A 26,049-nucleotide genomic window follows, 5' to 3' on the forward strand; every position below is an offset into this window, starting at 1 on the left:
AGCCCTTCTGACTTCCTGACCAAGGACTGTTCGGGAGCGCGCTTTTAACAGGCGGGCCATGTCCCGCAACGGTAAATGCCGCCATGTCGATTTTGCAGGCCATCAGAACCTTCTTCTTTTACCTGCTGCTGGGCACCAGTTCGTTTCTCTGGTGCACCCTGAGCTTTTTTATTGCGCCCTTCCTGCCGTTCAAAGCGCGCTATCGCTTTATCAACGTCTATTGGTGCCGCTGTGCTTTGTGGCTGACCAAGGTATTCCTGGGCATCCGCTTCGAAATCAAGGGTGCGGAAAATGTCCCGGACCAGCCCTGCGTGATTCTGTCGAACCACCAGAGCACTTGGGAGACGTTCTTCCTCTCGGCGTACTTCTCGCCGCTGAGCCAGGTGCTCAAGCGTGAGCTGCTGTACGTGCCGTTCTTCGGTTGGGCCATGGCCATGTTGCGTCCCATCGCCATCGACCGTGACAACCCTAAGGCTGCACTCAAGCATGTGGCCAAGAAGGGTGATGAGCTGCTGAAGGATGGTGTGTGGGTACTGATCTTCCCGGAAGGGACGCGGGTGCCTTTCGGCACCGTTGGCAAGTTCTCCCGGGGTGGTACCGCCCTGGCAGTCAACGCCAACCTGCCGGTTTTGCCGATTGCGCATAACGCCGGCAAGTTCTGGCCGAAGACCGGCTGGGCCAAACGCGCGGGTACGATCACCGTGGTAATTGGCGAGCCTATGTATGCAGAAGGTGAAGGGCCGCGGGCGATTGCCGCGTTGAATGACCGCGCCGCCGCGTGGAATGAGGCCCAACAACGGGCTATGGGTTCACTGCCGCCGGAGCCGGTGGTGGTCGATACGCCGGTGATCTGAGCATCTGTGGATAACCTGTGTACGGATTGTTGGCGAATCGGCTTTTTTGCTTCATAAGAAGCTGATTTACTTACATATTTCTTGAGCGCATAAAATCACGAAAAACGTGCATAAGTTTTTTTCAGCATAAAAAAACCGGTCCTTGAGACCGGTTTTTTATGTGCCGCATAAAAGTACGTTTTTCAGTCTTCCAGCAGCGGCAGTTTCAGGCTGAATGTGGTGCCTTTGCCGACTGCGCTATCGCAACTGATACGGCCACCGTGACGTTCCACGACCGCCTTGACCATGGTCAGCCCCAGTCCCAAACCTTCGCTGCCTTGTGCGGAATCGAAACGTCGGTATTGGCTGAACAGTTCGGGCAAATCCTCAGCTGCAATCCCCGGCCCCTGGTCGCTGATGCGACACTCCAACCAGCCCTCGGCGCTGTCGTGGCGTAACCGGACGGTAGTCCCGGACGGGGAATATTTGATCGCGTTCTCCAGCACGTTGAACAGCGCACGCGTGAGCAGCGATTGATCGGCTGACACTATCCCTTCATCGGCCTCATCCAGGTCATGGACTAAGTGAATGCCCTTGAGTTGGGCGATCACCGCGACCTGGTCAAAAGCATCCATCACCAACATCGCGAACAGGGTTGGCTGGAAATGGTAGCCGTCGGCTTCAGCCTTCGCCAACTGCACGAATGACTCGGTGAGGCTCAAGGCCCGCCGAACCTGCTGTTCGATCTGGGCAAATACCGGCGACTCACCATTGTGCACGTCGAGCAGCGCCAGGATCGCGGAGTGGGGCGCACGCAGGTCATGGGAGAGGAAGCGCAGCATGGTTTCGCGATGCTGCTGGGCGTCGCGTTCGTTACTCAGGTCAGTCAGGCTCAGCAGCCAGCCGAGTGCAACATCACCGTCGGCAGGCAGCAGCGGCGCGATGTCCATACGCAGGCTGCGTTGATGGATATCGCGAAATTCCACGAGTTCCATCGCTGCCAGCGGCGGGCGAATACCGTTATGCAACGGCGGATAACCGAGGTCAGCGAGTTGTTCGAGCAGGTTTTCAGTGACCAGATCATTGCCGAACACTTCGCGCGCAATGCGGTTCGCCAGCAGGATATTGCCCCTGGGGTCGGTAATCAGCGTCGCCACCGGCAGGCACTCCAGGCCATCCGCCATAAAGCGTCGGGTGTCCCGCGTACGGCTGACGGCTTGCTCCAGGGCAAAGATACGGCCCTGTAACACGTCGCCCTTGCTGGCAGGTGCACGGCGGCGTTCGGGCAGCACTTTGGGTTCGTTATCCAGCCGCGCCAGTTCCCAGCCGAAATAGGCGAGGATCACGCTCAGGCGACGCCAATTCCAGATCAGGTAACTGAGCAACAAACCGATCAGGCAGGCGGCAGGTGACCACCAGTGACCCATGCGCAACAGCGCCCATGACCCCAGCAGCGCAGCGGCCATGCAGCCCAAGGTCATCCACAACGCGTAGCGTGGACGGTATAGCAACAGCCCCAGCAGTAAGGCCACCAACGACGTCGCCATCACTGCCGCGAGCCAACCGGGAAGGTCGACGATGCTGCGCTCCTGCAGCAAACCGTTGAGCACGTTGGCCTGGATCTCCACACCCGCACTGGTGCCGGCGGCAGAGGAGAGCGGCGTCACAAAACGCTCGCCCATTCTCGATGCGGTGACCCCGACCAGAATCAGGCGATTGCGCAGCAGTTCAGCGGGCACTTCACCGCGTAATACGCTGGCGTAGGACACGCTGGGAAAATGCGTATGAGGCGCGATAAAAGGGATACGAACAGCGTGCTCGCGATGCCAGTCTTTGATCGCATCCAGAGGCTCCCCAGGCATCGTCGTGTGTGACCCGCTCAACTCATACGCCAGCCACGCTAACTGTACAGCGGTGGCGTCTGGCGGCCCTTCGCGCAAATACAGACTGCGCACCACACCGTCGCTGTCGGCTTCCACGTTGATTTGCCCAACCCCTTTTGCGCATTTAAGCAGCGGCAGCATCTGCTCCCCAGGCTGGCTGTAACTGGCCGGGCCTTCACGCACCAGCGGTAACAGCACATTACCCGCGTTGCACACGGCGTCGGCGAGACGTTTGTCGTTGGCGGAGTTGCCGGGCTCGCTGAAGATCACATCAAACAGGATGCCTGCCGGTTGCGCGGCACTCAGACGATCGATCAAGTCGGCGTGAAGACTGCGAGGCCAGGGCCACTGGCCGAGTTTTTTCAGACTGGCATCGTCGATAGTCACCAGCAAAATTCGCGGATCTACCGGCAGTGGTGTAAGCCGACGAAGGCTGTCGTACAGCGGGTTGTTCAGGGCAAGGCCGGGGCTCAAGGACAGATAGGCCGTGATCGGCAGCAACACCAGACCAATCCACAACCATTCGCGCACCAGGCCGTGGAACAAGCGCTGGGCATGGGTAGGTTGGCGTTTCTCGGCCTTGCGCCAGAGCATCATTGGTCAGCCACCGCAAACCTGGGCTTGCATAACGGGCGGGTAGTAGAAGATGTCATAGACCTCGGTTTCTCCTTCCAGGCCTGCTCATCGTACGCCGACAAAGGACGTGATAGAGCGACGCGTTGGGCCCAGTGAAGCTCATTTTTGGCTCACCGGAAAAGTTTTCCTGCTTAATGTTCATAAGGGCTCAATCGGCAGCCGCTTGGGCGACTTTCGTCCCGTTATAACCGCGCAGGCAATTACAGCAGCGCTCGTGTTGGCTGATCCTTTTACTTCCGGGCGGGAGCCGGTATCTTTCCCCCATCGGTATCGAGGACTTTCAATGGATTAACGGCCCTTTGATATCAGCGTACCGACAGATCCAAGGGGTCATTGAATCTGACCACAATTATTCAGATTCAAAGGCCGGCGACTGCGCAGTATGTGCCTGTGATCGACAGGCCGTCGGCTGCCGTATTTTTTAGTAGAAAGGACCCTTCCCATGCGTGTCGCAATACTGGATGACGAACCTGCTGAATTAAGGCGGGTGGAACAGACACTGCGACAGATCCCCAGCACAGCGGAACAGCCCTGGTCTTTGCATTGCTTCGAGCGTGGCGAAGACCTGCTGCGCCAACTGCGCAGGGAAACGTTTGACCTGTTGATACTCGACTGGCAATTGCCCGATATCACCGGTATCGCACTGCTGCGCTGGACGCGCGAACACATGGAATCGCCGCCCGCCGTCATCATGCTCACCAGCCGAGATGCCGAGAGCGACATCGTCACGGCGCTGAACAGCGGCGCCGATGATTACGTCAGCAAACCCTTTCGCCCCAATGAACTCATAGCCCGAGTCAGCGCTGTATTGCGCCGCCACGGGTTGCAGAAGTCGGCCTCCCACGAAGTACAGAGCTTCAACGACCTGACCTTCGACGACGCCGAACTGACCGTGACCCGGGCAGGTAAACCGATCAACCTGACCGAGCGCGAATACCGCCTGGCCAGTTGTTTGTTTGCGAACCTGGCGCGTCCTCTTTCCCGCGAGTATCTGTATGAGCGGTTCTGGAGCCATGAGGAAATGGTCTCGTCTCGGCCGCTGGATACACATATATACCGCCTGCGTAACAAGCTTGGGTTGACGGCGGACCGGGGTTGGCAACTGCTGACGATCTATGGATATGGGTATCGGTTGGAGAGTGTGGCCTCCACCGCCAACGGTTAAAACGTTGATGTTCCACGTGGAGCATTTGGAAAATGATCCAATAAAAAAGGCCAACGCTAAGCGTTGGCCTTTTTGGTTTAGCGGCTACCTGATCAGAAATCCAGGTTGGACACCGCCAAGGCGTTGCTCTCGATGAAGTCACGGCGAGGCTCGACCGCATCACCCATGAGGGTGTTGAAGATCTGGTCTGCGCCAATGGCGTCTTCGATGGTCACGCGCAGCATGCGGCGCTGAGCCGGGTCCATGGTGGTTTCCCACAGCTGATCCGGGTTCATTTCGCCCAGACCTTTGTAGCGCTGAATGGTATGACGCTTGGTGCTTTCGGCCATCAACCAGTCCAGGGCTTCCTTGAACTCTTTGACCGCTTTCTTGCGTTCGCCACGCTGAATGTAAGCACCGTCATCCAACAGAGTGCTCAATTGCGCGCCGAGGGTCACAACGGTTTTGTAGTCGTTGCTGCCGAAGAAGTCGCGGTTGAAGGTGACGTAGTTCGACAAGCCGTGGGAGATCAGTTCGACCTCAGGCAGCCAGACGTTACGTTCACGGTCTTCACGCAGGCTGGCTTTGTAGACCAGGCCAGATTTCTCAACGGTGCGCAGGCGCACTTCATACTGGGCCAACCAATCCTGCATCGCTGCGTGATCGCTCAGTTGCTCCAGGCTGACAGCCGGGAGGTAGATGAAGTGCTCGGTCAGCTCCTGAGGGTACAGGCGCGACAAACGCTTGAGGGTCTTCATCACCATGCGGAAGTCGTTAACCAAACGCTCCAGCGCCGCACCGGAAATACCCGGGGCTTCGTCGTTCAAGTGCAGGCTCGCATCTTCCAGGGCCGACTGCGTCATGTACTCTTCCATGGCGTCGTCGTCTTTGATGTATTGCTCTTGCTTGCCCTTTTTCACTTTGTACAACGGTGGCTGAGCGATGTAGATGTAGCCACGCTCGATCAGCTCCGGCAACTGACGGAAGAAGAAGGTCAGCAGTAGGGTACGGATGTGCGAACCGTCGACGTCAGCATCGGTCATGATGATGATGTTGTGATAACGCAGCTTGTCGATGTTGTACTCATCGCGGCCGATACCGCAGCCCAACGCCGTGATCAAGGTGCCAACTTCCTGGGAGGAAATCATCTTGTCGAAGCGGGCCTTCTCAACGTTGAGGATCTTACCCTTCAACGGCAGGATGGCCTGGGTGCGACGGTTACGACCCTGCTTGGCGGAACCGCCAGCAGAGTCACCTTCCACCAGGTACAGTTCGGAGAGAGCAGGGTCCTTCTCCTGGCAGTCGGCCAGCTTGCCTGGCAAGCCAGCGATATCCAACGCGCCTTTACGACGGGTCATCTCACGGGCTTTACGCGCCGCTTCACGGGCACGTGCAGCGTCGATCATCTTGCCGACGACCAGCTTGGCTTCGTTCGGGTTTTCCAGCAGGAAGTCGGAGAAGTACTTGCCCATCTCCTGTTCCACTGCGGTCTTCACTTCGGAAGACACCAGCTTGTCTTTAGTCTGCGAACTGAACTTTGGATCCGGCACTTTCACCGAGATAATAGCGGTCAGGCCTTCACGGGCATCGTCACCGGTGGTGGCAACTTTGTGTTTCTTCGCCAAGCCTTCGGCTTCGATGTAGGTGTTCAGGTTTCGCGTCAGTGCGGAACGGAAACCCACCAAGTGAGTACCACCATCGCGCTGTGGAATGTTGTTCGTGAAGCACAACAGGTTCTCGTTGAAGCTGTCGTTCCACTGCAGGGCGATTTCCACGCCGATACCGTCTTCACGCTGGATGTTGAAGTGGAACACTTCGTTGACCGGAGTCTTGTTGGTGTTCAGGTATTCAACGAAAGCACGCAAACCACCTTCGTACTTGAACAGCTCTTCCTTGCCGCTGCGCTCGTCCTTGAGGACGATGCCGACACCGGAGTTGAGGAAGGACAATTCACGAATCCGCTTGGCCAGGATGTCCCAGCTGAAGTGGATGTTCTTGAAGGTTAGATCAGAAGGACGGAAGTGGATCTGGGTACCCGTGGTTCCGCTTTCGCCAACGATCTTCATCGGCTCTTGCGGAACGCCGTGAACGTAGGTCTGTTCCCAGATCTTGCCGCTGCGACGCACGGTCAGCACCAGCAGTTCGGAGAGGGCGTTCACCACGGAAACACCTACACCGTGCAAACCGCCGGATACTTTATAGGAGTTATCATCGAACTTACCGCCGGCGTGGAGCACGGTCATGATGACCTCTGCCGCCGATACACCTTCTTCTTTATGCACGTCTACCGGAATGCCGCGACCGTTGTCGCGCACGGTAATCGACTCATCCGGGTGGATGATGATGCTGATGTCGTCGCAGTGACCGGCCAGAGCTTCGTCGATGGAGTTGTCGACCACCTCGAACACCATGTGGTGCAGACCGCTACCATCATCGGTGTCGCCAATGTACATACCGGGACGTTTGCGTACGGCATCCAAACCTTTCAGCACTTTAATGCTGGTCGAGTCGTACGTATTGGTATTTTCTTCGCTCATGCCTTCACTCCCGATGGTCGTGGGTCTGGGTGATACGGCCTTGTTCCACGTGGAACAAAGCGACTGGCGTTTCCGTCTGCCAGCCTTCCCTCAATAATTCGTGGTCTACACAGGTGATAAACACTTGGCAGCGTAAGTCTTCCAACAAGCGGCATAACGCGCGGCGATGTTGCTCGTCGAGTTCAGACGGCAAGTCATCCACCAGATAAATACACTGACCACGCCGGGCTTGGCTAACCAAATGCCCTTGCGCAATACGCAAGGCACACACCACCAACTTCTGCTGACCACGGGACAAGATGTCCGCGGCATTATGTGCACCTAAACGAAGGCGCAAATCAGCGCGTTGGGGTCCGGCCTGGGTGTGGCCGATTTGCTGATCCCGCTGTAAGGATGTGGCGAGCACTGCACTCAGTTCACGCTCTTTATCCCAACCACGGTAGTAACTCAACGTCAGCCCTTCGAGATCCAACAACTCACTCAGGGTCTGCTCAAAGACTGGTTTCAAGGCTTTGATATAGGCGCGGCGGTATTCATCTATTTCATCGCTGGCCAGGCACAGTTCCCGGTCCCAGGCCGCTTGCGAAGCGGCGTCAAGTGTACCATGCCGCAGCCATGAGTTCCGCTGCCGCAGGGCCTTCTGCAGGCGCTGCCAAGTGGCCATGAACCGCGGTTCCACGTGGAACACTCCCCAATCGAGGAACTGCCTGCGGATTTTCGGCGCACCCTCCAGCAAGCGAAAGCTGTCGGGGTTGATCAATTGCAGTGGCAAGATTTCCGCCAATTGCGCCGCACTGCGAGCATTTTGACCATCGATGCGGATTTGAAACTCTCCGCCGCGATCACGGGATATGCCAAGGCTGCTATGTCCACCCTCAGCCAGTTCGACCTGGCCAAACACTGTGCACGCCAGTTGCTCGTATTGAATGACGGGTAAGAGGCGGGCACTGCGGAACGAACGGGCGAGCCCCAGCAGGTGAATGGCTTCCAGCACGCTGGTTTTGCCACTGCCGTTGGCGCCATGGAGAATATTGATGCGGGGGGAGGGGGAGAAGGTCACCGGGTGCAGATTGCGCACCGCGGTGACCGAGACGCGACTGAGGGACATCTAGCTTCTGCTGAACATGATTACAGACGCATCGGCATAACAACGTAAGCCGAGTCGTCGTTATCGGATTCTTGTACCAGGGCGCTGCTGTTGGAGTCCGACAGGATCAGGCGAACCTGTTCGGTAGTCATAACACCCAGTACATCCAGCAGGTAGCTCACGTTGAAGCCGATCTCGAGTGAACCGCCGTTGTAGTCGACGCCCACTTCTTCTTCCGCTTCTTCCTGCTCCGGGTTGTTGGCCTGGATTTTTAATTGGCCGTTGGCCAGTTGCAGGCGAATACCACGGTACTTTTCGTTCGACAGAATCGCAGTACGGCTGAACGCTTCACGCAGGGCCTGACGATCGCCGATCACCAGCTTGTCACCGCCTTTAGGCAGTACGCGCTCATAATCAGGGAACTTGCCGTCAACCAGCTTGGAAGTGAAGGTGAACTCGCCAGTGGTCGCGCGAATGTGATGCTGACCCAGCACGATGCTGACGTTGCCGTCCGGCTCAGTGAGCAGACGCGCCAATTCCAGGATGCCTTTACGCGGCACGATCACCTGGTGACGATCAGGCTGACCGATATCGGCACGCATCGAGCACATCGCCAGTCGGTGGCCGTCGGTGGCCACAGCGCGGATGATGCCTTCCGACACTTCCAGCAGCATGCCATTGAGGTAGTAACGCACGTCCTGTTGGGCCATTGCGAAACTGGTGCGCTCGATCAAACGACGCAGCTTGCTTTGTTCGAGACTGCAGGTCAGCGAGCCCGGGCCTTCTTCGACAGTCGGGAAGTCATTAGCCGGCAAGGTGGACAGGGTGAATCGGCTGCGACCGGCTTTGACTACCAGCTTCTGCTCATCAACCTTGATGTCGATCAGCGCGTCGTTAGGCAAGCTCTTGCAGATGTCCATCAGCTTGCGCGCCGGTACGGTGATCTCGCCCGGTTCGGCGGGCTCTTCCAGCTGCACGCGACCGACCAACTCGACTTCCAGGTCGGTACCGGTCAGGGACAACTGCTGGCCTTCGACAACCAGCAATACGTTGGAGAGCACCGGCAAGGTCTGTCGGCGCTCGACGACGCCTGCGACCAGTTGCAGGGGTTTCAACAGGGCTTCGCGTTGAATGGTGAAATGCATGGTCTAGTCCCTTGCCTTAATAAGCTGCGCTGGTGTCATCAAGTTGTCAGTGTACGCAGCAGGTTCTTGTAGTCCTCGCGAATATCCGCGTCGGATTCCTTAAGTTCATTGATCTTGCGGCACGCGTGCAAGACCGTGGTGTGGTCGCGACCGCCAAAAACATCCCCGATTTCCGGCAGGCTGTGGTTGGTCAACTCCTTGGAGAGCGCCATGGCCACCTGACGTGGACGTGCCACCGAGCGCGAACGACGCTTGGACAGCAGGTCGGAAATCTTGATCTTGTAGTACTCGGCCACGGTGCGCTGGATGTTATCCACACTTACCAGTTTGTCCTGCAGTGCCAGCAAGTCTTTCAGGGATTCGCGAATCAGCTCGATGGTGATATCGCGGCCCATGAAGTGCGAGTGCGCGATGACCCGCTTGAGCGCACCTTCCAGCTCACGCACGTTGGAACGAATGCGTTGGGCAATGAAGAAAGCGGCGTCATGGGGCAGGTCGACTTTCGCCTGGTCGGCCTTTTTCATCAGGATCGCAACGCGGGTTTCCAGCTCCGGCGGCTCTACCGCAACCGTAAGCCCCCAGCCAAAGCGCGACTTCAAGCGTTCTTCCAGGCCTTCGATTTCCTTCGGATAACGGTCACTGGTCAAGATGACCTGTTGGCCACCTTCGAGCAATGCGTTGAAGGTGTGGAAGAACTCTTCCTGGGAACGTTCCTTGCGTGCGAAGAATTGAATGTCATCGATCAGCAAGGCATCAACCGAGCGGTAGAAACGCTTGAACTCGTTGATTGCATTCAGCTGCAGGGCCTTGACCATGTCAGCCACGAAGCGCTCCGAGTGCAGGTACACAACCTTGGCATTCGGGTTCTTCTTTAATAGGTGGTTGCCCACAGCATGCATCAAGTGGGTTTTACCCAAGCCAACGCCGCCATAAAGGAAGAGCGGGTTGTAACCGTGCTTGGGGTTATCGGCGACTTGCCAGGCTGCCGCGCGCGCCAGCTGGTTGGATTTACCTTCGACGAAGTTTTCAAAGGTAAACGTGCGGTTCAGGTAGCTGGTGTGCTTGAGCGCGCCTTCGACCTGAACGGTGCGTTGTTCCGCGCGAATTGGCGCCTGTTGAGAACTGGCACCCGCCATCGGATCAAAGCTGTCGCGGGACGGCTCTTCATTAATAGGCGCGTTTTTCTGCGACGACGATTTCGACGTAGCCTGGGCAACCGGCGCAGGTGAGTTATTAACAGGTGCCGCCGCGGCCTGGGCGTGTGAAGCGCTGGCGGCCAGCGGTGCGTTCGGCGCGGCACGAGGTGCCGAGCTGCGTTTGCTGCCTATTAATAGGGAGAGCACGGGCGCGAGGCCATTGCCATGTTCATCGAGCAATTCGAGAACGCGGCTCAGGTACTTCTCGTTGACCCAGTCGAGAACAAAACGATTGGGTGCGTATACACGCAACTCGTCGCCTTCGGCTTCGACCTGTAGCGGACGGATCCAGGTGTTGAATTGCTGGGCAGGCAGCTCATCGCGCAAAAGCTCCACGCACTGCTGCCAAAGTTCCACTGACACGGATATCCCCTAAGTTGAAAGCCGGTGAGGCAAAAACAGCCGCCATTGTAGCGGCCAGCCGCCCACTTATCCACATGTAGGTTGCTCACAGACCAGCCAAAATCAATGCCTTAACTCTAAAAAAGGCGACAGATGGTCTGTGCATAAGCTCTGTGGATAAACGTACGTGAGCTCGTTGCACAAGTAGGGGGTAAAGTCTGTGGGTAACTGGGCTGTGGATAACAACGCATTCCACACACAGCTTATCCGATAGCGCAGCACAGGCAGAGCACCGTTTCTCCCCCGTGTTGTCATTCTCTGTACATCAGGTGGAATATGGCCTCAAGGCAGTTATCCACAGAAGATTGGCTCCCTAGCTTTTATAAGCTTTACAGAAAAGCTTTAAATAACTTCCTTCTTTATTTTTATATCTATGGCATTGCCCACGAAAGGCGAGCGGATAGAAAAGGCCAGAACGGCTGTGAAGATCTAATTGAAGGAAAAGCTGGTTGGAAATTGACCTAGAGGCTTGCTTTCTCTAGAATCGCCGGTCTCTTAAAACGGGGGCCATTCCGGCCCGTTGTGGACGAACCAGGTAACAACGCCATGAAACGTACTTTCCAACCAAGCACCATCAAACGCGCCCGTACTCACGGCTTCCGTGCTCGCATGGCTACCAAGAACGGCCGTGCTGTCCTGTCGCGTCGCCGCGCCAAAGGTCGTGCGCGTCTGGCAGTTTGATAATCCGGTACTGGTGGTGAGTCAGGACTTCAGTCGGGAAAAGCGTCTGCTAACCCCCCGACACTTCAAGGCAGTCTTTGACTCCCCCACCGGCAAGGTTCCGGGGAAAAATCTCCTGCTCCTTGCGCGTAACAACGATCTGGATCACCCCCGTCTCGGGTTGGTGATTGGCAAGAAGAGCGTAAAGCTCTCCGTTGAGCGCAATCGCCTCAAGCGTCTGATGCGCGAATCGTTTCGTCTCCACCAGGACACTCTGGTTGGTTGGGATATTGTTATCGTCGCGCGCAAAGGCTTGGGGGACGTAGAAAACCCCGAATTGATTCAGCATTTCGGCAAGCTCTGGAAACGGTTGGCGCGTACAAACAAGCCAGCACCAGCAGTCAGCACCGAAACTGTAGGGGTAGACAGTACCGATGCGTAAACTGGCGCTCGTTCCGATCCAGTTTTACCGCTATGCCATTAGTCCCCTGATGGCCAGCCACTGTCGTTTCTACCCCAGTTGTTCCTGCTACGCGTTAGAGGCCATAGAAAATCATGGTCTTCTGCGCGGTGGCTGGCTGACCTTTCGTCGTTTAGGTCGCTGTCATCCGTGGAATCCCGGTGGTTATGACCCGGTTCCGCCTATCCCTACCTCCCGTTCTTCTTCGATGGCCGAGTAATCATGGATATTAAACGCACGATCCTGATCGTCGCCCTGGCAATCGTGTCCTACGTCATGGTTCTTAAGTGGAACCAGGACTACGGCCAAGCTGCCCTGCCGACTCAGAATGTTGCTACCAATCAGGCTGCGCCGGCTATTGCGGACACCCCGTTGGGTAACAATGCGTCCGCGAGTGCCGATGTTCCCAGCGCGAATGGCGAGACCCGCGCTCCTTTAGAAACGCCTGTGGTCACCAACAAAGACCTCATCCACGTCAAAACGGATGTGCTCGACCTGGCTATCGACCCGCAAGGTGGTGATATCGCGCAGCTGAAACTGCCGCTGTATCCACGTCGCCAAGACCATCCGGATGTTCCGTTCCAGCTGTTCGATAACGGCGGCGAACGTACTTATCTGGCACAAAGCGGCCTGACTGGTACCAACGGTCCTGATGCACGTGCTACCGGTCGTCCGGTTTATTCGACCGAACAGAAGACTTATCAACTGGCCGACGGCCAGAATCAGTTGAATGTCGACCTGAAATTCAGCCTCGACGGCGTCAACTACATCAAGCGCTTCAGCTTTACCCGTGGTCTGTACGACTTGAAGGTCACTTACCTGATCGACAACGAAAGCGACAAACCGTGGAGCGGCAACCTGTTTGCCCAGCTCAAGCGTGATGGCAGCTCCGATCCTTCTTCCAGCACCGCCACCGGCACCGCGACTTACCTGGGCGCCGCCCTGTGGACAAGTGGCGAGCCGTACAAAAAAGTGTCGATGAAAGATATCGACAAGGGCGCGCTGAAAGAAACCGTCCAGGGCGGTTGGGTTGCCTGGTTGCAACACTACTTCGTGACCGCATGGATCCCGAACAAGGGTGAAGCGAACCTGGTTCAAACCCGCAAGGACAGCCAGGGCAACTACATCATTGGTCTCACTGGCCCGGCGGTGACCGTCGCTCCAGGTGCCAAGGCTGAAACCAGCGCTACCCTGTACGCCGGCCCGAAAAGCCAGGCCGTGCTGAAAGAGTTATCCCCAGGTCTGGAACTGACTGTGGATTACGGCATTCTGTGGTTCATTGCCCAGCCGATTTTCTGGCTGCTGCAACATATCCACAGCATCGTCGGCAACTGGGGCTTCTCGATCATCTTCCTGACGATGCTGATCAAGGGGATCTTCTTCCCTCTGTCGGCTGCCAGCTACAAGTCGATGGCGCGCATGCGTGCCGTGGCCCCTAAACTGGCCGCGCTGAAAGAACAACATGGCGATGACCGGCAGAAAATGTCGCAGGCCATGATGGAGCTGTACAAGAAAGAGAAGATCAACCCGCTGGGTGGATGCTTGCCGATTCTGGTGCAGATGCCGGTGTTCCTGTCGCTGTACTGGGTACTCCTGGAAAGCGTGGAAATGCGCCAGGCGCCGTTCATGCTGTGGATAACTGACCTGTCGATCAAAGACCCGTTCTTTATCCTGCCGATCATCATGGGTGCGACCATGTTTATCCAGCAGCGCTTGAACCCAACGCCTCCGGATCCGATGCAGGCCAAGGTAATGAAAATGATGCCAATCATCTTCACCTTCTTCTTCCTGTGGTTCCCGGCTGGCCTGGTGCTGTACTGGGTGGTCAACAACGTGTTGTCGATCTCTCAACAGTGGTACATCACACGTAAAATCGAAGCGGCTACCAAAAAAGCCGAGGCGTAATTTACTCTGTGGTTAACCACTCAAGACGCCCCCTAGTGGGGCGTTTTGCTTTCCGTCACTTTTGTTCTGGAACCTGCTGATGAGCGCTCCTCGTGAAACCATCGCTGCTGTTGCTACCGCTCAAGGTCGCGGCGGTGTCGGTATCGTTCGAATTTCCGGGCCGCTCGCCGGCATCGCGGCCAAGGCCATCAGCGGCCGCGAATTGAAGCCGCGTTACGCCCATTACGGGCCGTTTCTGGATGCCCATGACGAGGTGTTGGACGAAGGCCTGGCGCTTTATTTCCCAGGCCCGAATTCCTTTACCGGTGAAGACGTCCTGGAATTACAGGGCCACGGCGGTCCCGTGGTGTTGGATATGCTGCTGCAGCGTTGCCTGCAATTGGGTTGCCGCCTGGCGCGTCCAGGAGAATTCAGCGAGCGAGCATTCCTCAACGACAAGCTCGACCTGGCCCAGGCCGAAGCCATTGCTGACTTGATCGAAGCCAGTTCTGCACAGGCGGCACGCAATGCCTTGCGTTCTCTGCAAGGTGCGTTTTCCCTGCGTGTGCATAACTTGACCGAGCAATTGATCAACCTGCGCATTTACGTAGAGGCGGCAATTGATTTTCCGGAGGAGGAAATCGACTTCCTCGCCGATGGCCACGTCTTGGCGATGCTGGATAAAGTCCGTGATGAGTTATCCACAGTGCTGCGCGAAGCCGGGCAAGGGGCTTTGCTGCGTGACGGCATGACGGTAGTCATTGCCGGACGCCCCAATGCCGGCAAATCCAGCCTGTTGAATGCCCTGGCGGGCCGTGAAGCGGCCATCGTCACAGAGATCGCGGGCACGACCCGGGATATCTTGCGCGAACATATCCATATCGACGGTATGCCGTTGCACGTGGTCGACACTGCCGGGTTGCGCGATACCGACGACCAGGTGGAAAAAATCGGTGTGGAACGGGCGCTCAAGGCGATCAGCGAGGCGGATCGGGTGTTGTTGGTAGTCGATGCCACAGCGTCGGAGGCTGTGGATCCTTTTGCGCTGTGGCCGGAATTCCTCGAGCAACGACCGGACCCGGCCAAAGTCACCTTGATCCGTAACAAGGCCGACCTGACGGGCGAAGCCATTGCGATGGAAACCAGTGAGGATGGCCATGTCACTATCAGCCTGAGCGCCAAGTCGGCCGGTGACGGTCTGGAATTGCTGCGCGAGCACCTCAAGGCCTGTATGGGCTATGAGCAGACCTCGGAAAGCAGCTTCAGTGCTCGCCGCAGACACCTGGAGGCGCTACGCCATGCCAGCGCGGCGCTGGAGCACGGTCGGGCACAGCTGACCTTGGCGGGGGCAGGGGAGCTGCTGGCTGAGGATCTACGTCAGGCACAGCAGCTGCTGGGGGAAATTACCGGAGCATTTAGCTCCGATGATTTGCTGGGGCGGATCTTTTCCAGCTTCTGTATCGGTAAATAGCAACGTTATCCACAACCCCGTAGGAGCTGGCTTGCCAGCGCTAGCTGCCTGAAGAACGCCTTAATGCTTCAGGCCATTACCAGTTGTAGGAAACCGTCCCGAGCAGCGTACGGCTGTCGCCCCAATAGCAGCGGCCCGCATCGTTGCAACCGGACACATACTCCTTGTCGAATAGGTTCTTCGCGTTCACGTCCACCGACCAGTGCTTGTCGATCTGATAGCCCACAGCGGCATCCACCAAGGTGACGCTTCCCGCATCCAACTTCCCGTACAGCGTTGGTTGGGTATAGGAAAAGGTACTGTCGAAATAACGAATACCACCGCCAAAGGACAGTCCCTTGAGTTGGCTATCGAGGAAACGGTATTTGCCCCACACCGAAGCCTGGTTACGTGGAACGCCAGTCATCTGATGCCCTTCCACCAACGACGTCGCGGAATCCTTGGTAATCCGTGCATCGGTGTAGGTGTAGGCCGCAGTGACGTTCAGGTTAGGCGTGATGTTGCTGTTGACCTCCACTTCCACGCCCTTGGCCTGGCTCTCGCCTACCTGGCGATAGCTGTTGGTAGTGGCATCGAGGTAGGTGTCGTCCTGTTTGCGCAGGTCATACACCGACAGTGTCATCGCTGTGTCCCAGCCGATAGGCTCGTACTTCACGCCCACTTCATATTGGCTGCTGGTGATTGGCTTCAAGGGTGAACCGGCGTTGGAAATCTGCTGCACCGGGACAAACGCTGTGGAATAGCTGACATACGGCGTAATGCCGTTGTCGAACTGGTACATCACTCCGCCCTGATAGGTGAACTTGCGATCATCGGAACCGGTGTTACTGGCCTTGTTCACTTTGTCGCGGAAATCGCTGTCGACCCAGTCCTGACGGCCACCCAGCAGGAACAGCCAGTGGTCGTACTTGCTCTGGATCTGTGCATATACCCCCTTCATCTGCTGCTCTAGTAATGTATTTTGCACCTCTATCGGTGTAAGAGGGTCGCGCAGGTACACCGGGTTATACACATTGATGGTGCCGGCGAAACCAGCGTCCCAGTCCTGGTTGAACGACGTTCGATCGTAGCTGGCACCGAACAGCAACGTGTTTTCCAGACCGCCTACCTGGAATTTCCCTTCGAGCTGGTTATCCAGGGAGTAGACCATCGACTTGTTGTAGCGGTCGTAGGCAGTCATGTTCAGTTGCGTACGGAAGCCGCGGTTATTCAGCGCGCTTGGCCAGGTTTCGTGGCGGTTGATACGCGACTGCATATAGCGCGAGTTCTGGCGGAACAGCCAATCGTCGTTGAAGCTGTGGCTGAATTCGTAGCCGGCGCTCCAGATTTCACGCTCGAAAGTGTTCCAGTCCGGATCACCGAGCAGGGTGTGCTTGGAGAGCTTGCCGTTAGGGTTTGTGAGCAATGTGCCGGCGGCCGGTAGGCCGAGTTCCAGGTTGGTATGGTCTTTCTGATAATTGGCCAACAGAGTGAGCGTGTTGTAGTCGTCGAAATTCAAGGTCAGGGATGGCGCAACATAGAGGCGATCATCAGGCACGTGGTCGGTCTGGGTGTCGGACTTGCGGCCAAGCATCACCATCCGGCCGAGTACATTGCCGCTGTCATTGAGCGGGCCCGAGATATCAACACCCAGCTGGCGCCGGTTATTGGAGCCGTAGCCTAACTGAACTTCACCCTGGGGTGTTGCCGTTGGGTGTTTGCTCACAAGGTTGACCAACCCACCGGGGGCGTTCTCGCCGTAGAGCAGGGAAGAAGGACCACGGAAAATTTCTACACGCTCCAGGCCGTAGGGTTCGCTGGTGGTGTCATACCGATTGCCTTGCACCCGGAGTCCATCGCGTAGCAGGCCGTAGCCATAATCGGTGGCATTGAAACCGCGAATGAAGAACAGATCCCCGGCCAGGCCGTCACCGGCAGCGAAGGGCGGTGCGAAGATTCCGGGCACATAGCCCAAAACCTCGGTAAGGGTCTGGGATTTCTGGTCTTTGATACGCTGCCCCGTGACCACCGATACCGAACGCGGGGTCTCGGACAGCGGCGTGCTGGTCTTGGTACCAATGCGACTGTTTTGCGCCTTGTAGCCAACATCCCCAGCAATCTCTTGATTGAAACCGTCCAGTTGATAAGTGCTGACGGTAGTCGGAGCGAGCGTCAGTTGCCCGGCAGGCGCCGCCTGTAATACATAGCTGCCGGGTGCTTGGATTACCGCCTGCAATCCCGAATTTTGCAACAACAGCACGAAGCCCTGGTCGACCGAGTAATCACCTTCCAAGCCTGGCGTGTTCAACAGCGCAGTTTGCTCGGGCGAGAATGACAGGATCACATTGGCCTTGGCGGCAAATTGGCTCAAGGCGCCGTCCAACGGGCCTGCGGCAATTGCGTAGTGCTGTACTGTACTGGCAGCCATGGCACCACTCGCCAGAAAAACACTGGCCGAGGCTGTGGTGGTCAGCAATAAACCATAGGTCATGCCGTGGAAAGAGAGTCGCTGGCGAAGCTTGGCGGGAAGGCGCATAGGTGAGTAAGCCCTGAAGGTAGCGTCGTGATTACCTGTAGGGCCGCATCAGGCAGAAAAAAGATAACCCCCTATGGACTATTTTTGCGATCAACCGATGTGCTTCACCGAGATCCAGTAACGGGTGAAGTACTTCACCTGGATCGGCAGGGTGGCCTGCAGATTGGCCAGTACTGCATCGGTAGAATCCAGGCGGAACGTGCCTGAAACCCGCAGGCGTGAAGACGCTGGATCGCACTGCAGTACACCCGGACGGTAACGTGCGAGTTCATCGATCACATCCCCAAGCCGGGCATTCAACACGATCATTTGGCCGTCGACCCAGGCAGCCTGGGTTTGGCGATAAGGTTGGTTGTGACTGATGGTATGCCGGTCAAAGTCGGCACTTTCGCCGGCACTGAGCAATTTGTCGCGGGCGGGCGTGTCACCGGGCGAAACGCTGACACGGTCTTCCAGGACACCCACTCGCGTGGAATCCGGCATCTGTCGAACGGTAAACAGGGTGCCTAGCGCCTGGACCCGGCCATCGCGGGTTTCGACATAGAACGGCGTCTGCCCACCCGACTTGCCGGTGTGGATAAGTACCTCACCCTCACGCAGACGGACCAAACGCTGGTATCCGTCGAACAGCACATCGATTGCCGTACCGGTATTGAGGTCAATTCGGGTGCCTTCAGCCAGTTCGATGCGGCGCCGTTCTCCAACACGGGTGCGATAATCCGCCCACACGTTACCCAGTGACGTGTGTTGCTGAACATTCCAGCCCAGATAACCGGTCCCTCCAAGCACCAACATCCACTTGAGCACCTGACGCCGTTGCTGCGTGGCCGATAAAGCACGTCGGGTGAGATTCTGAGGCAGCGAGCCGAGGCTGCGCTGCAACTGCTCCATCTGATTCCAGGCGGCTTGATGGGACGGATCGCCATTGAGCCATTGTTGCCAGGCATGCCGCTCAGCGGCGGTGGGCGGTTGCGATTGAAACTGCACGTACCAACTGGCAGCAGCCTCGAAGGTCTTGCGATCGGGGGCCGCCATCACAGGCTTGCCATAATCAGCGAACATTCAGTCAGGGCGCGGATCATGTGTTTCTTCACTGTGGTCAGCGACAACTGCAGCTGATCAGCGATCTGTTGATAAGTCAGACCTTCAATCTGCGACAGCATGAAAATCCGCCGTGTACGTTCGCCCAAGCCAGACAACGCCTTGCCCACAGCCACCAGGGTTTCGATGATGATCGCCTTGTCTTCCTCACTGATCGCAGTGGCTTCAGGGCGGTCGGCCAAGGTCTGCTTGTAGGCCTGCTCGATGGCGTGCCGACGATAACGATCGATGACCAAACCCCTGGCTATCGTCGCCAGATAGTCCCTTGGCTCAAGGATTTGCGCCGCATCGCGCCCGCCCAGAATACGCACGAACGTATCGTGCGCCACATCGGCTGCATCGCAGGCGTTATGCAATTTGCCTTTAAGCCAACCGTGCAACCAAGAGTGGTGTTGCTCATAGATGTGCTGGACTGCAGCCGAGTGTGAAGGGGGCATAGGGACGACAAGGTAGGTTAATGATAATCGCTATTATTAACTGGCCCGGAGATTTCCCACAATAGTTCTCTATCTGAAGCGTTCGGCGGTTCTGTCGTAGCTAGGCTTGCTGTGTATTCGCGTATTTCTGTGGATTAAGCCCTGTGAATAACCGTCCCTGTGCCCAGTTGATAACAGGGCTCAAAACCTGAGTAAAAACCCACCTGTGGATAACCACCTGTTTAATCCACAGGCTTAAGGCACTTATCCAACCCGCTCATGGGCACATGACCACAGACTTTTGAATCTCTGTACACATTGTAAATAGAGGCCTATAGAGATCTATCCACAGAAAACATGCTCAGTAGAAATAAACATAAAAACAAAGATTTAATAACTTTCTCTCTTTTAATTTCTATTGTCCGTGATTCATCCACAGCTGGTTAAATTTTGTGCAAAGGGTTCTTTAGGAAGGGCTAAGTCCCTATACTTGCCGCCAAAGCTCTAAAACCAGCTCAACCAATCAATTCCTAATTACCTACATAAGCAGGCACGAGGTGCGTGGTGGATTTCCCTTCCCGTTTTGAAGTGATCGTCATCGGCGGCGGTCATGCCGGTACCGAGGCAGCACTGGCGTCAGCACGCATGGGCGTAAAAACCCTGTTGCTGACGCACAACGTGGAAACCCTCGGCGCCATGAGTTGCAACCCCGCCATCGGTGGGATCGGCAAAAGCCATCTGGTCAAGGAAATCGATGCCCTTGGCGGTGTCATGGCGATGGCCACCGACAAGGGTGGCATCCAATTTCGCGTGCTTAACAGCCGCAAAGGCCCGGCCGTGCGTGCCACGAGGGCACAAGCTGACCGCATCCTGTACAAGGCGGCGGTGCGTGAAACCCTGGAAAACCAGCCGAACCTGTGGATATTTCAACAAGCGGCCGATGATCTGATCGTCGAACAAGACCAGGTACGCGGTGTTGTCACCCAAATGGGCCTGCGTTTCTTGGCAGAATCCGTTGTGTTGACCACCGGTACTTTCCTCGGCGGGCTTATCCACATCGGTATGCAGAACTATTCCGGCGGCCGCGCCGGTGATCCGCCGTCGATTGCCTTGGCAAAACGCCTGCGTGAATTGCCGCTACGGGTAGGTCGCTTGAAAACCGGTACGCCGCCGCGTATCGATGGCCGTTCAGTGGATTTTTCGGTGATGACCGAGCAAGCCGGTGATACGCCGATTCCAGTGATGTCGTTCATGGGCTCCAAGGAGCAGCACCCAAAACAGGTGAGCTGCTGGATTACCCACACCAACACCCGTACACACGAAATCATTGCCGCAAACCTCGACCGTTCGCCGATGTATTCCGGGGTGATCGAAGGTATTGGCCCGCGTTATTGCCCGTCGATCGAAGACAAGATCCACCGCTTTGCCGACAAGGAAAGCCACCAGGTCTTCATCGAACCAGAAGGCTTGACCACCCACGAGCTGTACCCGAACGGGATTTCCACTTCCCTGCCGTTCGATGTGCAAATCCAGATCGTGCAATCGATCCGGGGCATGGAAAACGCGCACATCGTGCGCCCGGGCTACGCCATCGAGTACGACTACTTCGACCCGCGTGACCTGAAATACAGCCTGGAAACCAAAGTGATTGCCGGTCTGTTCTTCGCCGGGCAAATCAACGGCACCACCGGTTACGAAGAAGCCGGCGCCCAGGGTTTGCTGGCCGGGACCAACGCCGCATTGCGGGCACAGGGCAAAGACAGCTGGTGCCCGCGTCGCGATGAGGCGTACATCGGCGTATTGGTTGACGACTTGATTACCCTGGGGACTCAGGAACCGTACCGGATGTTCACATCCCGGGCCGAATACCGCCTGATCCTGCGCGAAGACAACGCCGACCTGCGCCTGACCGAAAAAGGTCGCGAACTGGGTCTGGTCGATGACGCACGCTGGGAAGCTTTCTGCAAAAAACGCGAAAGCATCACGCTGGAAGAGCAACGCCTGAAAAGTACCTGGGTTCGCCCGGGCACCGAGCAGGGCGATGCGATTGCCGAAAAATTCGGCACGCCGCTGACCCACGAGTACAACCTGCTGAACCTGCTGTCCCGTCCGGAAATCGACTACGCAGGTCTGGTCGAGGTGACCGGCGGCGGCGCAGACGATCCACAGGTTGCCGAACAAGTCGAAATCAAGACCAAGTACGCCGGTTACATTGACCGCCAGCAGGATGAGATCGCTCGCCTGCGCTCCAGTGAAGACACCAAGCTGCCTGTGGATATCGACTACACCGGTATTTCCGGGCTGTCGAAAGAGATTCAAAGCAAGCTGGGGATAACTCGCCCCGAAACCCTGGGCCAGGCTTCACGTATTCCCGGTGTCACCCCGGCAGCCATTTCGCTGTTGATGATTCATTTGAAAAAACGCGGCGCGGGCCGTCAGTTGGAGCAAAGCGCTTGAGTTCGTTGGTCACCTCGCAACACGCCGAAGAGTTATCCACAGGTGCACGCCAATTGGGCGTGAACTTGACCGAAGCCCAGCACGACTTGCTGCTGGGCTACCTGGCCCTGTTGATCAAATGGAACAAGGCTTACAACCTGACGGCGGTGCGCGATCCCAACGAAATGGTCTCGCGTCACTTGCTCGACAGTTTGAGCGTGATGCCGTTTATCGAAAACGGCCGTTGGCTCGATGTAGGCAGCGGCGGGGGCATGCCAGGGATTCCGTTGGCCATCCTGTTTCCCGAGTCGCAAGTGACCTGCCTGGACAGCAACGGCAAAAAAACCCGCTTCCTGACCCAGGTCAAACTCGAACTCAAGCTGGACAACTTGCAAGTTATCCACAGCCGCGTCGAAGCCTTCACGCCTGAAGAACCGTTCAACGGAATTGTTTCCAGGGCCTTCAGCAGCATGGAGAACTTCAGCAACTGGACCCGCCACCTGGGCGACCGCGATACTCGTTGGCTGGCAATGAAGGGCGTTCATCCAAGCGACGAGCTGTTAGCATTGCCGGCAGACTTCCACCTCGATAGCGAACACGCCTTGGCCGTACCCGGTTGCCAAGGCCAACGCCATCTGCTGATACTGCGCCGCACGGCATGATTGGGAACACAAGCAAGAATGGCTAAGGTATTCGCGATAGCGAACCAGAAAGGTGGCGTGGGCAAAACCACCACCTGCATCAACCTCGCAGCATCCCTGGTCGCGACCAAGCGCAGGGTGCTGTTGATCGATCTCGATCCACAGGGCAACGCCACCATGGGTAGCGGTGTGGATAAACACGGCCTGGAAAACTCGGTCTACGACTTGCTGATCGGCGAGTGCGACCTGGCCCAGGCCATGCACTACTCCGAGCATGGCGGTTATCAACTGCTGCCGGCCAACCGCGATTTGACCGCGGCGGAAGTGGTGCTGCTGGAAATGCAGATGAAAGAAAGCCGTCTGCGCAGTGCCTTGGCGCCTATCCGCGAGAACTACGACTACATTTTGATCGACTGCCCACCGTCGCTGTCGATGCTCACGCTCAACGCATTGGTGGCTGCTGATGGGGTGATTATCCCCATGCAGTGCGAGTACTTCGCCCTCGAAGGGTTGAGTGACCTTGTGGATAACATCAAGCGTATTGCGGAATTGCTCAACCCGAACCTGAAAGTCGAAGGCCTGCTGCGGACCATGTATGACCCGCGCCTGAGCCTGATGAACGATGTGTCGGCGCAGCTCAAGGAGCACTTTGGCGACCAGCTGTACGACACCGTGATTCCACGCAACATCCGCCTGGCCGAAGCGCCAAGCTATGGCATGCCCGCGTTGGCGTACGACAAATCATCGCGTGGCGCCATTGCCTACCTGGCCTTGGCCGGCGAGATGGTTCGCCGTCAACGCCGCAACTCACGCACCGCTGCAGCCCAGCCAACTTAAGGAATCCCCATGGCCGTCAAGAAACGAGGTCTCGGACGTGGACTGGATGCACTGCTGAGTGGTCCGACTGTCACGACCCTTGAAGAACAAGCGGTGCAGGCTGACGAGCGCGAGCTGCAGCACCTGCCGCTGGACCTGATCCAGCGCGGCAAATACCAGCCACGGCGGGACATGGACCCCCAGGCGCTGGAAGAACTGGCCAATTCGATCAAGGCCCAGGGCGTGATGCAGCCGATCGTGGTACGCCCGATTGGCGCTGGCCGCTTTGAGATCATCGCCGGTGAGCGCCGCTGGCGCGCCAGCCAGCAGGCTGGCAAGGAGACCATCCCGGCGATGGTGCGCGATGTGTCGGATGAAACCGCTATCGCCATGGCGCTGATCGAGAACATCCAGCGTGAAGACCTCAATCCCATCGAAGAAGCGATCGCCTTGCAGCGTTTGCAGCACGAATTCCAGCTGACCCAGCAACAAGTGGCCGATGCGGTGGGTAAATCCCGCGTCACTGTGTCGAACTTGCTGCGTCTGATAGCGCTGCCGGAAGTGATCAAGACCATGCTGTCCCACGGCGACCTGGAAATGGGTCATGCCCGTGCCTTGCTCGGTTTGCCGGAAAATCAACAGGTTGAAGGGGCGCGACACGTTGTCGCACGAGGTCTCACAGTTCGCCAGACTGAAGCACTGGTTCGCCAGTGGCTTAGCGGCAAACCTGCACCGGTCGAAACGGCCAAACCTGATCCGGATATCGCGCGTCTTGAGCAGCGCCTGGCCGAGCGCCTGGGCTCTGCGGTGCAAATTCGACACGGGAAGAAAGGTAAAGGCCAATTGGTCATCGGATATAACTCGCTTGATGAGCTTCAGGGCGTCCTTGCCCACATCCGCTGAAACATTTGCTCATGTAGCGTGTGATCGGAAATCACTACCCGACAGTTGAATAGGGGCAGAACCGCCCCTATACTCTGCGCGCATTTTGTCGGCACAAATTATGCCAAGTTATTGATTTCCGGCAGCCGACCATTGAGGAGCAAGAGTGATGGAAACCCGCACGCCAAACAGGTTGCCGTTCCATCGCTTGGCCGTTTTCCCGGTTTTATTGGCTCAATTTGTCATCGTACTGATCGCCGCATTGGCGCTTTGGTATTGGCATGGAGTCGTAGCCGGGTATTCAGGACTTTGCGGAGGCCTGATAGCCTTGCTGCCCAATATGTATTTTGCTCACAGGGCCTTTCGGTTTTCCGGCGCCCGAGCAGCCCAGGCTATCGTCCGGTCTTTTTATGCCGGCGAGGCGGGGAAACTGATTTTGACGGCAGTGCTGTTCGCACTGACCTTTGCAGGTGTGAAGCCATTGGCGCCGCTGGCTGTATTCGGCGTCTTCGTGTTGACCCAACTGGTTAGCTGGTTCGCTCCCCTGCTAATGAAAACAAGACTTTCGAAACCTTAGGGCGTTTGAGGCAACCATGGCAGAAACAACCGCTTCGGGCTATATCCAGCACCACTTGCAGAACCTGACCTTCGGTCAGCTTCCCAACGGCGGCTGGGGCTTCGCCCACACCGCAGCAGAGGCCAAAGAAATGGGCTTCTGGGCTTTCCACCTGGATACTCTGGGTTGGTCGGTCGCACTGGGTCTGATCTTCGTCCTGATTTTCCGCATGGCGGCGAAGAAGGCGACTTCCGGTCAGCCAGGTGCCTTGCAGAACTTCGTTGAAGTATTGGTCGAATTCGTCGATGGCAGCGTGAAAGACAGCTTCCATGGCCGTAGCCCGGTGATTGCACCGCTGGCGCTGACCATCTTCGTCTGGGTGTTCCTGATGAACGCTGTCGACCTGGTACCGGTCGACTGGATTCCTCAGTTGGCCATCCTGATCACCGGCGATGCTCATATTCCATTCCGTGCCGTTTCCACCACGGACCCTAACGCCACCCTGGGCATGGCCCTGTCGGTGTTCGCGTTGATCATTTTCTACAGCATCAAGGTCAAGGGCATCGGCGGCTTCATCGGCGAACTGACCCTGCACCCGTTCGGCAGCAAGAACATCTTCGTTCAAGCCCTGCTGATCCCGGTGAACTTCCTGCTGGAATTCGTCACACTGATCGCCAAGCCTATTTCCCTGGCTCTGCGACTGTTCGGCAACATGTATGCCGGCGAGCTGGTGTTCATTCTGATCGCTGTGATGTTCGGCAGTGGTCTGCTCTGGCTTAGCGGCCTGGGCGTGGTTCTGCAGTGGGCGTGGGCTGTGTTCCACATCCTGATCATCACCCTGCAGGCCTTCATCTTCATGATGCTGACCATCGTCTACCTGTCGATGGCGCACGAAGAGAACCATTAAGGCCAGTCTCGACTAGTCTGATGTCCTTCCCGGTGAAACGGGAAGGTGGCCCACCAGGGCTATGAAACGATTTGTTTTACCGCTTTAAAATCTAAAAAACCTAAACCATACGACGTAAAAGTCGGGAGGAAAGATGGAAACTGTAGTTGGTCTAACCGCTATCGCTGTTGCACTGTTGATCGGCCTGGGCGCCCTGGGTACTGCCATTGGTTTCGGCCTGCTGGGCGGCAAATTCCTGGAAGGCGCCGCGCGTCAGCCAGAAATGGTCCCAATGCTGCAAGTTAAAATGTTCATCGTCGCCGGCCTGCTCGACGCCGTGACCATGATCGGCGTTGGTATTGCTCTGTTCTTCACCTTCGCGAACCCCTTCGTTGGTCAACTCGCTGGCTAATCACTCGACTTTTCGAGTGATTAGGGTGATGGACAACGAATGAGCGAGGT

22 protein-coding genes are annotated in these 26,049 nt (G+C 56.9%); 14 read left to right on the top strand and 8 right to left on the bottom strand.

Features of this window, described 5'->3' with window-relative positions:
• The first annotated feature begins 83 nt into the window (after positions 1 to 83).
• Positions 84 to 854, top strand: coding sequence for a lysophospholipid acyltransferase family protein (locus ACR52_RS06010; RefSeq protein ID WP_048721712.1), 771 nt, complete (start codon positions 84 to 86; stop codon positions 852 to 854).
• Positions 855 to 1,036: 182 nt separating this feature from the next.
• Here the strand turns inward: ACR52_RS06010 and ACR52_RS06015 are convergent, their stop codons facing one another.
• Positions 1,037 to 3,313, bottom strand: a complete 2,277-nt coding sequence (locus ACR52_RS06015; protein ID WP_048721714.1) for a CHASE2 domain-containing protein — start codon at positions 3,311 to 3,313, stop codon at positions 1,037 to 1,039.
• A gap of 481 nt (positions 3,314 to 3,794) precedes the next feature.
• On the opposite strand from ACR52_RS06015, the gene ACR52_RS06020 reads away from it, so the two are divergent.
• Positions 3,795 to 4,517 (top strand): response regulator transcription factor, encoded by a 723-nt coding sequence (locus ACR52_RS06020; RefSeq protein ID WP_048721717.1) that lies wholly within the window; start codon positions 3,795 to 3,797, stop codon positions 4,515 to 4,517.
• Positions 4,518 to 4,609: 92 nt separating this feature from the next.
• On the opposite strand, the gene gyrB is transcribed toward ACR52_RS06020, so the two are convergent.
• From gyrB to dnaA, 4 genes are read right to left on the bottom strand one after another with little or no spacing between them, the layout of a single operon-like run.
• Entirely contained in the window at positions 4,610 to 7,033 is a 2,424-nt protein-coding gene (gene gyrB, locus ACR52_RS06025) for a DNA topoisomerase (ATP-hydrolyzing) subunit B (protein WP_048721720.1), read from the bottom strand.
• Positions 7,034 to 7,037: 4 nt separating this feature from the next.
• Positions 7,038 to 8,141: a DNA replication/repair protein RecF gene (gene recF / locus ACR52_RS06030; RefSeq protein ID WP_010565854.1), complete on the bottom strand. Its 1,104-nt coding sequence runs from the start codon at positions 8,139 to 8,141 to the stop codon at positions 7,038 to 7,040.
• Positions 8,142 to 8,161: 20 nt separating this feature from the next.
• Positions 8,162 to 9,265: a DNA polymerase III subunit beta gene (dnaN, locus tag ACR52_RS06035; RefSeq protein ID WP_005783345.1), complete on the bottom strand. Its 1,104-nt coding sequence runs from the start codon at positions 9,263 to 9,265 to the stop codon at positions 8,162 to 8,164.
• A gap of 38 nt (positions 9,266 to 9,303) precedes the next feature.
• Positions 9,304 to 10,824, bottom strand: a complete 1,521-nt coding sequence (gene dnaA / locus ACR52_RS06040; protein WP_048721732.1) for a chromosomal replication initiator protein DnaA — start codon at positions 10,822 to 10,824, stop codon at positions 9,304 to 9,306.
• A 585-nt stretch (positions 10,825 to 11,409) separates the two neighbouring features.
• Between dnaA and rpmH the strand changes: the two genes are divergently transcribed.
• From rpmH to mnmE, 5 genes are all read left to right on the top strand, one after another.
• On the top strand, positions 11,410 to 11,544 hold the full coding sequence (rpmH, locus tag ACR52_RS29175; RefSeq protein ID WP_003213577.1) for a 50S ribosomal protein L34: 135 nt from the start codon (positions 11,410 to 11,412) through the stop codon (positions 11,542 to 11,544).
• A gap of 16 nt (positions 11,545 to 11,560) precedes the next feature.
• On the top strand, positions 11,561 to 11,965 hold the full coding sequence (gene rnpA, locus ACR52_RS29180; protein WP_053128141.1) for a ribonuclease P protein component: 405 nt from the start codon (positions 11,561 to 11,563) through the stop codon (positions 11,963 to 11,965).
• Positions 11,958 to 12,203, top strand: a complete 246-nt coding sequence (yidD, locus tag ACR52_RS29185; RefSeq protein ID WP_010207715.1) for a membrane protein insertion efficiency factor YidD — start codon at positions 11,958 to 11,960, stop codon at positions 12,201 to 12,203. Before rnpA ends, yidD begins: the two co-directional genes overlap by 8 nt.
• A 2-nt stretch (positions 12,204 to 12,205) precedes the next feature.
• The gene (gene yidC, locus ACR52_RS06050; RefSeq protein ID WP_048721734.1) at positions 12,206 to 13,888 is read left to right on the top strand and encodes a membrane protein insertase YidC; all 1,683 of its coding nucleotides are present in this window, start codon (positions 12,206 to 12,208) and stop codon (positions 13,886 to 13,888) included.
• A gap of 79 nt (positions 13,889 to 13,967) precedes the next feature.
• Positions 13,968 to 15,338 (top strand): tRNA uridine-5-carboxymethylaminomethyl(34) synthesis GTPase MnmE, encoded by a 1,371-nt coding sequence (gene mnmE, locus ACR52_RS06055; RefSeq protein WP_048721736.1) that lies wholly within the window; start codon positions 13,968 to 13,970, stop codon positions 15,336 to 15,338.
• Between the two features lie 76 nt (positions 15,339 to 15,414).
• Here mnmE and ACR52_RS06060 read toward each other — a convergent pair whose 3' ends face one another.
• The 3 genes from ACR52_RS06060 to ACR52_RS06070 form a co-directional block, all read right to left on the bottom strand.
• Positions 15,415 to 17,853: a TonB-dependent siderophore receptor gene (locus ACR52_RS06060; protein WP_048721738.1), complete on the bottom strand. Its 2,439-nt coding sequence runs from the start codon at positions 17,851 to 17,853 to the stop codon at positions 15,415 to 15,417.
• 90 nt (positions 17,854 to 17,943) lie between these two features.
• The gene (locus ACR52_RS06065) at positions 17,944 to 18,888 is read right to left on the bottom strand and encodes a FecR domain-containing protein (RefSeq protein WP_048721739.1); all 945 of its coding nucleotides are present in this window, start codon (positions 18,886 to 18,888) and stop codon (positions 17,944 to 17,946) included.
• Positions 18,888 to 19,391, bottom strand: coding sequence for a sigma-70 family RNA polymerase sigma factor (locus ACR52_RS06070; protein ID WP_048721740.1), 504 nt, complete (start codon positions 19,389 to 19,391; stop codon positions 18,888 to 18,890). The genes ACR52_RS06065 and ACR52_RS06070 overlap by 1 nt, the downstream gene beginning before the upstream one ends.
• Before the next feature lie 543 nt (positions 19,392 to 19,934).
• Here ACR52_RS06070 and mnmG point away from each other — a divergent pair.
• The 7 genes from mnmG to atpE all read left to right on the top strand — a co-directional run bounded on the left by mnmG (position 19,935) and on the right by atpE (position 25,999).
• A complete protein-coding gene (mnmG, locus tag ACR52_RS06075; protein WP_048721742.1) occupies positions 19,935 to 21,827 on the top strand; it encodes a tRNA uridine-5-carboxymethylaminomethyl(34) synthesis enzyme MnmG in 1,893 nt (630 codons plus the stop codon).
• Positions 21,824 to 22,468 carry a 16S rRNA (guanine(527)-N(7))-methyltransferase RsmG gene (rsmG, locus tag ACR52_RS06080; RefSeq protein ID WP_048721745.1) on the top strand — a complete coding sequence of 215 codons (645 nt, stop codon included), beginning with the start codon at positions 21,824 to 21,826 and terminating at the stop codon, positions 22,466 to 22,468. The genes mnmG and rsmG overlap by 4 nt, the downstream gene beginning before the upstream one ends.
• An 18-nt stretch (positions 22,469 to 22,486) precedes the next feature.
• Entirely contained in the window at positions 22,487 to 23,284 is a 798-nt protein-coding gene (locus tag ACR52_RS06085; RefSeq protein ID WP_005792605.1) for a ParA family protein, read from the top strand.
• A 9-nt stretch (positions 23,285 to 23,293) separates the two neighbouring features.
• Complete coding sequence (locus ACR52_RS06090; RefSeq protein WP_048721752.1) at positions 23,294 to 24,166, top strand: ParB/RepB/Spo0J family partition protein; 873 nt, start codon at positions 23,294 to 23,296, stop codon at positions 24,164 to 24,166.
• Positions 24,167 to 24,314: 148 nt separating this feature from the next.
• On the top strand, positions 24,315 to 24,722 hold the full coding sequence (locus ACR52_RS06095; RefSeq protein WP_048721755.1) for a F0F1 ATP synthase subunit I: 408 nt from the start codon (positions 24,315 to 24,317) through the stop codon (positions 24,720 to 24,722).
• Between the two features lie 16 nt (positions 24,723 to 24,738).
• A complete protein-coding gene (atpB, locus tag ACR52_RS06100) occupies positions 24,739 to 25,608 on the top strand; it encodes a F0F1 ATP synthase subunit A (protein WP_048721757.1) in 870 nt (289 codons plus the stop codon).
• 133 nt (positions 25,609 to 25,741) lie between these two features.
• Complete coding sequence (atpE, locus tag ACR52_RS06105; protein ID WP_002555987.1) at positions 25,742 to 25,999, top strand: F0F1 ATP synthase subunit C; 258 nt, start codon at positions 25,742 to 25,744, stop codon at positions 25,997 to 25,999.
• Positions 26,000 to 26,049 lie beyond the last annotated feature (50 nt).

This window comes from Pseudomonas fildesensis (genome assembly GCF_001050345.1).
Taxonomy (GTDB): domain Bacteria; phylum Pseudomonadota; class Gammaproteobacteria; order Pseudomonadales; family Pseudomonadaceae; genus Aquipseudomonas; species Aquipseudomonas fildesensis.

Excerpts from the sequence above, each read along its gene's own strand:
- ACR52_RS06010 (WP_048721712.1), top strand. The coding sequence starts at position 84 with ATGTCGATTTTGCAGGCCATCAGAACCTTCTTCTTTTACCTGCTGCTG.
- ACR52_RS06015 (WP_048721714.1), bottom strand. The coding sequence starts at position 3,313 with ATGATGCTCTGGCGCAAGGCCGAGAAACGCCAACCTACCCATGCCCAG.
- ACR52_RS06020 (WP_048721717.1), top strand. The coding sequence starts at position 3,795 with ATGCGTGTCGCAATACTGGATGACGAACCTGCTGAATTAAGGCGGGTG.
- gyrB (WP_048721720.1), bottom strand. The coding sequence starts at position 7,033 with ATGAGCGAAGAAAATACCAATACGTACGACTCGACCAGCATTAAAGTG.
- recF (WP_010565854.1), bottom strand. The coding sequence starts at position 8,141 with ATGTCCCTCAGTCGCGTCTCGGTCACCGCGGTGCGCAATCTGCACCCG.
- dnaN (WP_005783345.1), bottom strand. The coding sequence starts at position 9,265 with ATGCATTTCACCATTCAACGCGAAGCCCTGTTGAAACCCCTGCAACTG.
- rpmH (WP_003213577.1), top strand. The coding sequence starts at position 11,410 with ATGAAACGTACTTTCCAACCAAGCACCATCAAACGCGCCCGTACTCAC.
- yidD (WP_010207715.1), top strand. The coding sequence starts at position 11,958 with ATGCGTAAACTGGCGCTCGTTCCGATCCAGTTTTACCGCTATGCCATT.
- yidC (WP_048721734.1), top strand. The coding sequence starts at position 12,206 with ATGGATATTAAACGCACGATCCTGATCGTCGCCCTGGCAATCGTGTCC.
- mnmE (WP_048721736.1), top strand. The coding sequence starts at position 13,968 with ATGAGCGCTCCTCGTGAAACCATCGCTGCTGTTGCTACCGCTCAAGGT.
- ACR52_RS06060 (WP_048721738.1), bottom strand. The coding sequence starts at position 17,853 with ATGCGCCTTCCCGCCAAGCTTCGCCAGCGACTCTCTTTCCACGGCATG.
- ACR52_RS06065 (WP_048721739.1), bottom strand. The coding sequence starts at position 18,888 with ATGGCGGCCCCCGATCGCAAGACCTTCGAGGCTGCTGCCAGTTGGTAC.
- ACR52_RS06070 (WP_048721740.1), bottom strand. The coding sequence starts at position 19,391 with ATGCCCCCTTCACACTCGGCTGCAGTCCAGCACATCTATGAGCAACAC.
- ACR52_RS06085 (WP_005792605.1), top strand. The coding sequence starts at position 22,487 with ATGGCTAAGGTATTCGCGATAGCGAACCAGAAAGGTGGCGTGGGCAAA.
- ACR52_RS06090 (WP_048721752.1), top strand. The coding sequence starts at position 23,294 with ATGGCCGTCAAGAAACGAGGTCTCGGACGTGGACTGGATGCACTGCTG.
- ACR52_RS06095 (WP_048721755.1), top strand. The coding sequence starts at position 24,315 with ATGGAAACCCGCACGCCAAACAGGTTGCCGTTCCATCGCTTGGCCGTT.
- atpB (WP_048721757.1), top strand. The coding sequence starts at position 24,739 with ATGGCAGAAACAACCGCTTCGGGCTATATCCAGCACCACTTGCAGAAC.
- atpE (WP_002555987.1), top strand. The coding sequence starts at position 25,742 with ATGGAAACTGTAGTTGGTCTAACCGCTATCGCTGTTGCACTGTTGATC.